The following is an 11940-nucleotide window of genomic DNA, read 5'->3' on the forward strand; positions in this document are numbered from 1 at the left end:
AAATGAAAGAGAGTCAGCCATCAGCGATTTATTTAAAAGATTATACAGTTCCTCCTTTTCTTATTGATAAAACAGAACTCACATTTGATCTAGACGAAGCGACAACCATTGTTACTTCACGACTACATATGCGTCGCAACCCTGCATTTGGCAAATCGACAGCGCCTCTAGTTTTGGATGGCGGCGAAGACGTTAAGCTGATTGGTGTTGCCATGGACGATTATGCCTTGCCACCAGAAGAGTACCGCATAAGTGAAGACAAGCTGATCATTACTGCCACAGCAGATCAATTTATTTTGACCTGTGAAACTTTGATTGAGCCACAAAACAACACACGTTTAGAAGGCTTGTATCGCTCGTCTTCTATGTTTTGTACTCAGTGTGAAGCGGAAGGCTTTCGTCACATTACTTATTATCTAGATCGCCCAGATGTAATGTCTGTGTTTACCACGACCATTATTGCCGATGAATCTCGTTACCCTGTAATGCTTTCTAACGGTAATGAAGTTGAACGTGGAAAAACAGATGAAGGTAAGACAGTCGTTGTATGGCACGACCCATTCCCTAAACCTGCTTATCTTTTTGCTTTGGTTGCTGGCGATCTTGCAGTAAAAAATGACGTATTTACCACGCAAAGTAAGCGCGATATTAAACTGCAAATCTTCACTGAGTCTCACAATATCGACAAAGTCGATTACGCAATGGAAGCGCTAAAACGCTCTATGCGTTGGGATGAAGAAACCTATGGCCGTGAATACGATTTAGATATTTTCATGATCGTTGCCGTCGATGATTTCAATATGGGCGCCATGGAAAACAAAGGATTGAATATTTTCAATTCATCTTGTTTGTTAGCTAGCCCAGAAACCACAACCGACGATACTTACTTGCGTGTAGAGGCCATTGTTGCGCACGAATACTTCCATAACTGGTCTGGTAACCGTGTTACTTGTCGAGATTGGTTCCAGCTAAGTTTAAAAGAAGGTTTTACTGTTTTCCGTGATCAGACCTTTTCTGCTGACATGCATTCAGAAACCGTAAAGCGTGTTGAAGATGTTTCTTTTCTGAAAACGGCTCAATTCGCTGAAGATGCTGGCCCAATGGCGCATCCAGTGCGTCCTGCTTCTTTTATAGAAATCTCAAACTTTTATACTCTTACCGTGTATGAGAAAGGCGCGGAAATTGTTCGTATGATTCATACCTTGTTAGGTGCTGAAAAATTCAGAGCAGGTTCAGATTTATATTTTGATCGTCATGATGGTCAAGCGGTGACTTGTGATGATTTTGTTGCTGCCATGCAAGATGCTTCTGGTTTTGATCTTTCTCAATTCAAACGTTGGTACTCTCAAGCGGGTACACCGATTGTTACAGTGACAGACAGTTTTGATGAAGCAACGGGTACGTATCGTCTAGCGATGAAGCAAGATACGCCAGCCACTCCCGGTCAGCCAACAAAATTACCACTGCACATTCCTGTGCGCGTTGGTTTACTTAATGAGCAGGGGACTGTCGTTTCCTCTGAGATAAACGGTGTTGTGGCTGAAGATCACGTTCTGCACCTAACATCCAGTGAGCAAGAATTTGAGTTTAGCGGTTTGACTTCTAAGCCTGTACCATCTTTGCTACGAGGCTTTTCGGCACCAGTTAAATTACGTTACGACTATTCTTCGAAAGACCTACTGTTACTGTTGTCTTCCGATTCGGATGGTTTTAATCGTTGGAGCGCCTCTCAACAATTGGCAGTTAATGAGCTAACCACGTTGATCAATCAGGCAATTGAAGGGCAAGAACTATCAATAGATTCACAGTTGGTTAATGGCTTTAAAGCTTTATTAGCTGATGAAACGCTAGATCCTGCTATGGTTGCTTTAATTCTTGCCTTGCCGAGTCAGGCGTATTTGTCTGAGCTAGCAAATCCTATTCACCCAGCGGCAATCAAGCAAGCGCGCCAATATTTAAAAGCTCAATTGGCTAATGCATTGTCAGCAGATTTTGAACGCGTTTACCGCGAACATAAAACCCAAGGTGAGTACCAAGCGACAGCGAATGATATAGCGCATCGCTCCATTAAGAATATTGCTTTATCTTACTGGGTTGAGACAAATAATGAGCTTGCTCAACAAGAAGTTGTTTCGCAATTTCACACGGCCAATAACATGACTGATCAATTTGCTGCGTTGTCTATTGCTGTTAACTCACAGCACAAGCAGGCGGCAGAGCTATTATCTGCATTTTATGAGCAGTGGAAAGCTGAACCATTGGTGGTTAACAAATGGCTGATGTTAAGTGCTAGCCAAGATCAAGAAAACGCTTTAGAAACAGTTCAAGGGCTAATGGAACATCCAGCTTTCGATCTGAAAAATCCAAATAAAGTGCGTTCTGTTTTAGGGGGCTTTGGTCAAAGTGTTGCGGGGTTCCATAACGCTGACGGAAGCGGTTATCACTTCTTGGCTGATCAGATTATTGTGCTAAATAAACGTAATCCACAAATTGCTTCTAGACTTTGTACGCCATTAACTCGCTGGAAAAAAATGCAGCCTGAGTTAAGCGCAAAAATGAAAGTAGAATTAGAGCGTATTTTGGCGGAAGATTTGTCAAAAGATGTTTATGAAGTGATTTCTAAAAGTCTTGCTTAACCCATTATAAACCGCTAAATAAAGCTTTATATAAAGCCTCCTTAGATTTTTCTTTGGGGGCTTTTTGTTGTTTACTTGATAATATTAAGCATCTTGCCTTTACTGTTTCTTTGCATTTCACACATAAATCTGGCATAAGTGAGAGGTAACCTATTGTCGACCTTGAGTTTATTTAAGGAGCGAAAAATGAAAGCACGTACGACGATTTTGATTCCAATTGCCTTGGGCTTGATGATGTCTGGGTGTACGACTTCTTCACGCCAGCAGTCGGACTCGATCATTGAACAAACGGCAAGCCCTACCGATTCTGTTGCTCAAGCTCCACGCCAAAATTCTGTTGTTAGCGCAAAAGAAATAGCATTAGAAAATGAAGTGAAGTCAAAGAACTCTCTTATAGATTCACTGCAACAGCAATTGCTAGATAATCAAAGAAAGCTCGTTTCATTAAATAAGTCTCTTGATGAAAAAGATATTATTATTGCTGACTTACAAAAAGCACCGTCTACCGCAAAATCTTTAGTGGCTCTAGAAGAACAAAAGAAACAACGTGAAGCGCTTGAGTCTCGTTATGCTGCATTAAAATTAGATAATGATTTATTAACGCGTCGTATTAGTCAGTTAGAGAATGAAAACACATCATTAAAGCAGCAAGTGTCTAGCTTAGAAAATATGCCAACGACGCAAGATGGCTTTAAGCAAAACTATTTTGATTTGTTGGATGAAAACACGGCACTAAAAAGCAAATACGCTAATTTAGAAGCGGATAATCAAGCCAATCAACAACGTCTTACCGCACTGAAAAAAGAAAACCTTATTTTGGGTGGCGCTTTATCTGACGCACGCGCGCAACATCAAGTATTGTGGGATAAGATTCGTTCGCTTGGAGCAGAGCAGCCTGAAGCAGCTAAACCAATAGTTAATCAAGCACCATTGCCGCTCGCAAAAGATGATGTCAATTACGCAAAAGAAAATACGCAAATGCGTATTGAATTGGCTAATTTAAAAGGTCAATTAGCAGCACAAAAGTCGCTTATTGAAGAGTATAAAACTGACATTTTAAAACTTGAAGCCGCTCTTGATGAAGGGGCCGATTATGAAGCGCGTTGGAAAGACCTTGATAATAAGCTGGCTCAAGCGCAAAAAAATAATGCAGAGCTCACGGCTCAACTTAACGCTGCAGGTGAAGAGCTAGCTGAAACCCAGGCAGAGCTCAAAGCTTTGTCTGCTCGCTTGGCTGGCACCCAACAAGCCTTGGAAATTAATGAAAACGGTGGCATAACCGTAGCAGCAGCAATAGAAGCTTTTCAGGCACAAATGAACTCATCATTACAAAATGTGCAGTGGCAGCTACCAAATGAAATGGCCTTGCATAATAATTTTGAAATATTGGTGTCAGCAGAAGTTCGTCCTTCGCTTTCTGGGCAGGCCTATCAAGCAGAGTTAGTAACTGACAGTGATATTCAAATGATCAGTGATCCTGTTGCTAGTGCTGTTGTTCAAAATGGGCGTTTACAATGGCGCTGGCGTGTAGCGGGTTTGAATGAAAAACCAGAAGCGCAACTGGATTTATTTGTTAGTCAGCAAATTACCTTTCAAGACCAAACGTTTCAACGACAAATATACCGAGGGAATGAAACTTTATCATTGATCAATACAAACTTGTTTGAGAAGTACGGTTATTGGGGGATCGCTATTTTGCTTGGTTTATTAGGTGGTTTTCTTATCGGACGTATTGGTAAATCAAAAAACAACCAAGAATTGAGCTCTTAATACCATAGTGGCACTCTTATAAAAGCGAAGCTGACCTTAATTGGTTTGCCTTCGCTTTTTTCTTTCCTCGGATCATTCAACTCCTCATTACTTTTTTTCAACGCGACAAGGGCGACTTTTCGGTATAGTACGTTTGCATATTCTTTTTTGAGGTGGTCAGAGTGGTAAAGTCCGATTCGTATTCTATTATTGAGAAACGACTAGCTGAAAACGTATTGATTCTAGATGGCGCCATGGGCACCATGATTCAGGGATATAAATTAGAAGAACAAGACTATCGTGGTGAGCGTTTTGAAGATTGGGAAAGTGACTTAAAAGGCAATAATGACCTGCTTTCATTGACTCAACCAAAAATCATTAAAGACATTTACTCCAGTTATCTTGCTGCTGGCGCGGATATCATTGAAACCAATACATTCAATGCAAATTATATTTCCATGCTGGATTACCACATGGAAGATCTCAGCTACGAGCTAAATTTCGAATCGGCTCGATTAGCGCGTGAAGCCGCTGACGAATTTACTAAGCAGAATCCACATAAGCCGCGTTTTGTTGCTGGAGCTGTCGGTCCGACTAGTCGTACCTGTACCATATCTCCTGATGTTAACGACCCAGGTTTTCGTAACATTCATTTTGATGAGTTAGTTGATGCCTATACAACCGCTGTTGATGGATTAATCAAAGGTGGCGTGGATCTTCTTCTAATCGAGACCATCTTCGATACTTTGAACGCAAAAGCCGCTATTTATGCAGTTTTAGATTATTTCGAAAAAACGGGTGTTCGTTATCCGATAATGATTTCCGGCACCATTACTGATGCATCTGGTCGTACCTTGTCGGGACAGACTACCGAGGCATTTTGGAACTCTATTTCTCACGCCAAACCTATTTCTGTTGGTTTGAACTGTGCGCTAGGTCCAAAGGAGTTGCGCCAATATGTAGAAGAGCTTTCGCGTATTGCTGACACACATGTATCTGCTCACCCAAATGCTGGATTACCAAATGCTTTTGGTGAATACGACGAATCGCCAGAAGAGATGCTTGAAGAAATCCAAGGTTGGGTTGACTCCGGATTTTTGAACATCATTGGTGGCTGTTGTGGTACAGCACCAGAGCATATTAAAACCTTTGCCACAGCTTTTGCTGATGCGACTCCACGTGTCATTCCTGAGATTGAAAAGGCCTGCCGTTTATCAGGACTTGAGCCATTCAATATCGACGGCAATAGCTTGTTTGTTAATGTTGGTGAGAGAACCAACGTGACTGGCTCAGCCATGTTTAAACGTCTGATTAAAGAAGGTGATTTTGATACCGCTTTAGATGTGGCTCGTCAGCAAGTGGAAAACGGTGCACAGATAATCGACATCAACATGGATGAGGGCATGTTGGATTCGCAAGCCGCGATGGAGCGATTCCTTAAACTGATTGCCTCTGAACCGGATATCTCCCGTGTACCTATCATGCTGGATTCTTCGAAGTGGGAAATCCTTGAGGCGGGGTTGAAATGGATCCAAGGTAAAGGCGTCGTTAACTCTATCAGTATGAAAGAGGGCGAAGATAAGTTCCGCGAGCAAGCTCGCAAGCTAATGAAATACGGCGCTGCTGTTATCGTTATGGCCTTTGATGAGGTAGGGCAAGCGGATACGCGGGCTCGTAAAATTGAAATTTGTCGACGTTCGTATCATATTTTAGTGGATGAGGTTGGCTTTCCACCTGAAGATATTATTTTCGACCCGAACATCTTTGCTATCGCAACAGGTATTGAAGAACACAACCGCTACGCTTTGGACTTTATTGAAGCAACAGGCGATATCACTCGCGAACTGCCTTTTGCCAAGGTGTCAGGCGGTGTTTCAAACGTCTCTTTCTCGTTCCGTGGTAATAATCCAGTGCGTGAAGCCATTCATGCCGTGTTCCTATACCACGCGATCAAGCAAGGCATGACGATGGGTATCGTTAACGCAGGGCAACTTGCCTTGTATGAAGATATTCCAACGAAATTACGTGATGCAGTAGAAGACGCTGTACTTAACCGTACGCCGGACGCTACAGACAATTTGTTAGCCATTGCTGGTGAGTTTGCTGGCAACGGCGAAGTCGCAGAAAAAGAAACACAGGAATGGCGTGGACTACCCGTTTCTGAGCGCTTAAGTCATGCGTTGGTTAAAGGCATAACAGAGTTTATCGATGAGGACACTGAAGAAGCTCGCCAAGCTTTTGCACGTCCATTAGAAGTCATTGAAGGGCCATTGATGGACGGAATGGGCATAGTTGGTGACTTATTTGGTTCCGGTAAAATGTTCCTGCCTCAAGTAGTTAAATCAGCACGCGTAATGAAAAAAGCCGTTGCCTATTTGATGCCATTTATCGAAGAAGAAAAGCGCCTAAATATGGATACAGCTTCCTCTAGTAATGGCAAAATCGTCATGGCAACCGTCAAAGGTGACGTTCACGATATAGGTAAGAATATCGTTGGCGTTGTGTTGCAGTGTAACAACTTTGAGGTTATCGATCTTGGTGTCATGGTGCCAGCGGAGAAAATCCTGCGCACAGCAAAAGAAGAGGGTGCAGACATGATCGGCTTGTCTGGCTTGATCACGCCATCTCTGGATGAAATGGTGCACGTTGCCAAGGAAATGGAACGCCAAGGTTTTGATTTGCCCGTCATGATTGGTGGTGCGACGACATCAAAAGCCCATACTGCAGTAAAAATTGAACAAAACTATAAACGCAATCAAGTCGTTCACGTCACCAATGCGTCTCGTAGTGTTGGTGTGGCCAGTGCCTTACTAAGTAAAGATAAAGAGCGTTATCAAAAGTTTGTCGATGAAATTAAAGCGGATTATGAGAAAACACGTATTCGTTATAAAGATCGTGCTAAAGCGGGTCGCCGTGTTTCTTTGGAAAAGGCTCGCCAGAATAAAGCACCAATCGCGTTTGATGGCTGCAATGTTATCCAACCAAAGAAACTTGGCATTACCGTATTAACGGAAAGTGATATCGATCTAAATCTAGTGAAAGACTACATTGATTGGACGCCATTCTTCCAAACATGGGAACTGGCAGGTGCTTATCCTCGCATTCTTACTGACGAAGTGGTTGGTGTTGAAGCAACACGAGTATTCGAAGATGCCCTTAAGATGCTAGATGAAGTGATTGCGAGTAAGTCTTTGCAAGCTCGAGCGGTTGTTGGGTTGTTTCCAGCCAATCAAGCTAATCACGATGACATCGAAATCTATGTGGATGAATCCCGCAGCGAAGTGATTGAACGTTTGTCTTTCCTTCGTATTCAGAACGAATTAACTGCACCAGGTAAATACAACCATAGCTTAGCTGATTTTGTCGCATCAAAAGAAAGTGGTGTAGCGGATTACATTGGCGCCTTTGCCTGTGCGGCTAGCTTTGGTATTGATCCTCTTGTGGCGAAATACGAAGAGGATCATGATGATTACAATTCCATTATGATCAAAGCGGTTGCAGACCGTTTAGCCGAAGCGACGGCCGAGTATTTACACGAAAAAGTTCGTAAAGAATATTGGGGCTACGCTGAATCTGAAGAATTAACCAATGAGCAGTTAATCAAAGAAAAGTACCAAGGTATTCGTCCGGCACCTGGTTACCCAGCATGCCCAGATCACACAGAAAAAGCCAAACTTTGGACGTTGTTAGATGTAAAAGAAAAGATCGACATGGAGATCACTGAGAGCTTTGCTATGCTGCCAACCGCCGCAGTAAGTGGCTGGTATTTTGCTCACCCTGATGCGACGTATTTTGGTATTGGTAAAATCGGCCCAGATCAGGTGGACGATTACGCAGAACGTAAAGGAATGAGCAAGGATGACGCTGAGCGCTGGTTAGCACCTAACCTTGGCTACGACCCTGAAGACGATCGCATTTAATTCATCTTGTTAGAGCCTTATTCGTTCGAAAGAATGAATAAGGCTTTATATTTTCAGCACAGAGGCGTTATGTCAAAAGCAATTAAGGATCCAGAAAAGCACCAGCAACGAATGCAAAATATAAAAAAGCATGTCGATAAACGCATTGCTAAGGCGCAAGAAGATAAAGGCACCTTTGTTCTTTTGACGGGCAACGGAAAGGGCAAATCCAGTTCGGCACTGGGGATGGTAGCCAGAGCTTTAGGTCATGGTATGAAAGTTGGTGTGGTGCAGTTCTTGAAGGGCGAGTGGAACACCGGTGAAATTGATTTCTTTAAGCAGCAAGCAAATGTGCAATGGGAAATTATGCCCGCAGGATTTACTTGGGAAACACAAAACCGTGAATCTGACATCGCCTCATCGGAACAGGCCTGGGAAAAAGCCGCTGCTATGTTGTCTGATCCGAGTATCGATTTGGTTGTTCTTGATGAGTTAACTTATTTATTGCATTACGAATATTTGCTTGAAGATAACGTACTTCAAGCCTTGATGAACCGCCCTGAGAATCAGCATCTTGTGGTCACGGGTCGAGGTGCATCAGATGCCTTAATAGAGCTTGCTGACACAGTGAGTGAGATAAAAGAAGTAAAACATGCATTTAAACGTGGTATTAAAGCTCAAAAAGGGCTGGAGTTTTGATGCTGTGTCGTTTTATATTAGTCGGCTTATGATTTATACCGAATCTTATGGTAATTATTAAAATAACAAATAGATGAAAATTTAATTCTCAATCGAATAGAGGTTTTTTATGGCTACTATTGAGCGCATGGAAGTTGGTCAGCGCATGAGTCGTATCGTTAAGCACAATGAAACGGTATACCTTTGCGGCCAAGTTGGTGCTGATGCGAATACGGACATTACTGAACAAACACGAACCATGCTAGATAAAGTGGACGTTTTGTTGGAGCAGTCAGGGACGGATAAATCCTATATTTTATCTGCCACTATTTATCTTCGTGATATGAAAGATTTCGCTGCAATGAACGAAGTATGGGATGCGTGGATTCCAAAGGGTCACGCTCCAGCGAGAGCTTGTGTAGAAGCGAGATTAGCAAGACCTGAGTTGCTAGTCGAAATATCTGTTGTAGCCGCTGTAAAATAATGATTTGAGGTAGGTTGGATCCTTTCATACCAGCCTACCTTTAACTTCCTCTCTCTGACTACCAGCATTATTTAATTTCTTTTCACAACCACATCGTTTTCCACCAAAGCGTTGCTTAATACTCTAATGGTCCTAGCCATATCACGAGACAAGTTCATCAATAAAATACCAAAATCAAAAGGGTATTGATCGTGAAAGTCACTGAATAGTTGGCTGGATATTTCAAGTAGTAGGCTATCTTCAAGCGCACAAAGACTACCGACACGTTCATGTAAGGCTATCATTGATACAAAGCCAATAGCTTCACCGAAGCCAACTGTTCTAGTTCGCAGCTTTTTATCACCATGCTGTTTAAAAAAATCCAGCTTTCCATGTAATATTGTGTGGAAGCTTCCACCTTTACTGCCATAGGAAAAAATCTCATCACCTTTGGAGACTTTGTGCAAAACACCTTCATTCAATAGAAACTGAATAGAGACTTCTGATAAAGCGCCAAAAATAGAGCCTTCTTTCAAATGCGCTGGCGTTATGTCGTATTGTGTTTCTTTTACTTGGACGGTTTTCATTGTTCTCTCCGCCTTATTTGAGTTCTATTAATGTCATCGGCCAATTTTTCAGTTTCTGAATAGCCGAGAGACTTATATTAGTTTTAGGCTGATTTGAGCAAAAACAGTAGTAGTGTTTTGTATTCTATTTATATTTTTTGACTCTATCTGTAACAGTAAGTTCGCCTTTTTTAGGTAATAACTGTTTTCGCCCTTAAAGAGTCGAGCTAATCTGTGCGATAATGCGCGCATCAGCTTTGCTCTGACGATTAAGTCTACTAGAGCTCAATTATTTACCTCATGATAAACGGAAGAATACTTTGTTAACGACGGCCAACATCACCATGCAATTTGGTGCAAAACCTCTTTTTGAAAACGTCTCTGTCAAATTCGGAGAAGGAAAACGTTACGGTCTTATCGGTGCGAATGGATGTGGTAAATCCACATTCATGAAAATTTTAGGTGGCGATTTGGAACCAAGTTCTGGCAACGTTTCAAAAGACCCTAATGAGCGTCTTGGTAAATTGAAACAAGATCAATTTGCTTACGAAGAATATTCTGTAATTGATACCGTTATCATGGGTCACACAGAACTTTGGGCGATTAAGTCTGAAAAAGATGCTATTTACGCTAATCCAGAAATGACGGAAGCCGATGGCTTGCGTGCAGGTGATCTAGAAGCAGAATTTGCTGAAATGGATGGTTATACCTCTGATGCACGTGCCGGAGAATTGTTGCTAGGTGTTGGTATTCCTACTGAGCAGCATTATGGCTTGATGAGCGAAGTAGCTCCAGGTTTAAAGCTTCGAGTTTTGCTAGCCCAAGCTTTGTTCTCTGATCCGGAAATTCTCTTACTTGACGAACCAACCAACAACTTGGATATTAATACAATCCGCTGGTTGGAAGGTGTTTTGGTAGAGCGTAATTGCACCATGATCATCATTTCCCATGACCGTCATTTCTTGAACTCTGTTTGTACGAATATGGCAGATTTGGATTACGGTGAGTTACGTTTGTTCTCTGGTAATTATGATGAGTACATGACAGCGGCGACTCAAGCTCGCGAGCGTTTGTTGTCTGACAATGCTAAGAAGAAAGCACAAATTAACGAATTGAAATCATTCGTTAGTCGGTTCTCTGCCAACGCTTCTAAGTCAAAACAAGCGACTTCTCGTGCTAAACAGATTGATAAGATCCAACTAGAAGAAGTAAAGCCTTCCAGTCGTCAGAATCCATTCATTCGTTTCGAGCAAGAAAAGAAACTGCATCGTATGGCTGTGCAAATTGAAAACGTTGCCAAATCATATGATGAAGAGTTGTTCAGTGGCTTGAATATGATGCTTGAAGTTGGTGAGCGTGTAGCTGTTATCGGGCCAAACGGTATTGGTAAAACGACTTTGCTGAAGTGTTTGGTTGGTGATACTGACTTAACCAAAGGTGAAGTGAAATGGTCTGAAAATGCAAATATTGGTTACTATGCACAGGATCATGCTCACGAATTTGAAAAAAACGTCGATCTAATTGAATGGATGGGGCAGTGGGGACAAGAAGGCGATGATGAACAAGTAATTCGCGGTACTTTAGGTCGTCTTTTGTTCTCTCAGAATGACATCAAGAAATCTGTGAAGGTACTTTCTGGTGGTGAGCAAGGTCGTATGTTGTTTGGTAAATTGATGCTGCAAAAACCTAACGTTCTTGTTATGGATGAGCCAACTAACCACATGGATATGGAATCCATTGAATCATTGAACTTAGCTCTTGAAAACTATCCAGGTACTTTGATTTTCGTCAGTCATGACCGTGAATTTGTATCGTCTTTGGCGACTCGCATTGTAGAAGTAACCAGTGAAGGTATTGTTGACTTCCACGGCACATACGATGAATATTTGGCGAAATTAGAAGCCTAATTTAAGAAGTCATATTATTGTTATAAAAAAGAAGGCCAAGTG

The 11940-nt window shown here is 42.0% G+C and carries 7 protein-coding genes; 6 read left to right on the forward strand and 1 reads right to left on the reverse strand.

Annotated features, from left to right (window positions below):
* Window positions 1–2: 2 nt before the first annotated feature.
* The 5 genes from pepN (at window position 3) to AC2A4J_RS10885 (ending at window position 9446) form a co-directional block, all read left to right on the forward strand.
* Window positions 3–2636 (forward strand): aminopeptidase N, encoded by a 2634-nt coding sequence (gene pepN / locus AC2A4J_RS10865; protein ID WP_484176008.1) that lies wholly within the window; start codon window positions 3–5, stop codon window positions 2634–2636.
* 186 nt (window positions 2637–2822) lie between these two features.
* Window positions 2823–4406, forward strand: a complete 1584-nt coding sequence (locus tag AC2A4J_RS10870) for a hypothetical protein (protein ID WP_484176009.1) — start codon at window positions 2823–2825, stop codon at window positions 4404–4406.
* Between the two features lie 161 nt (window positions 4407–4567).
* Window positions 4568–8305, forward strand: a complete 3738-nt coding sequence (metH, locus tag AC2A4J_RS10875) for a methionine synthase (protein WP_484176010.1) — start codon at window positions 4568–4570, stop codon at window positions 8303–8305.
* A 69-nt stretch (window positions 8306–8374) separates the two neighbouring features.
* Window positions 8375–8983, forward strand: coding sequence for a cob(I)yrinic acid a,c-diamide adenosyltransferase (gene cobO / locus AC2A4J_RS10880; protein ID WP_484176011.1), 609 nt, complete (start codon window positions 8375–8377; stop codon window positions 8981–8983).
* Window positions 8984–9092: 109 nt separating this feature from the next.
* Window positions 9093–9446: a RidA family protein gene (locus AC2A4J_RS10885; protein ID WP_255829141.1), complete on the forward strand. Its 354-nt coding sequence runs from the start codon at window positions 9093–9095 to the stop codon at window positions 9444–9446.
* A 71-nt stretch (window positions 9447–9517) separates the two neighbouring features.
* Here the strand turns inward: AC2A4J_RS10885 and AC2A4J_RS10890 are convergent, their stop codons facing one another.
* Complete coding sequence (locus AC2A4J_RS10890; protein WP_255829142.1) at window positions 9518–10012, reverse strand: Crp/Fnr family transcriptional regulator; 495 nt, start codon at window positions 10010–10012, stop codon at window positions 9518–9520.
* Between the two features lie 299 nt (window positions 10013–10311).
* On the opposite strand from AC2A4J_RS10890, the gene AC2A4J_RS10895 reads away from it, so the two are divergent.
* Complete coding sequence (locus AC2A4J_RS10895) at window positions 10312–11898, forward strand: ABC-F family ATPase (protein ID WP_484176012.1); 1587 nt, start codon at window positions 10312–10314, stop codon at window positions 11896–11898.
* Window positions 11899–11940: the final 42 nt, after the last annotated feature.

The organism is Marinomonas sp. ATLA20 (genome assembly GCF_057180105.1).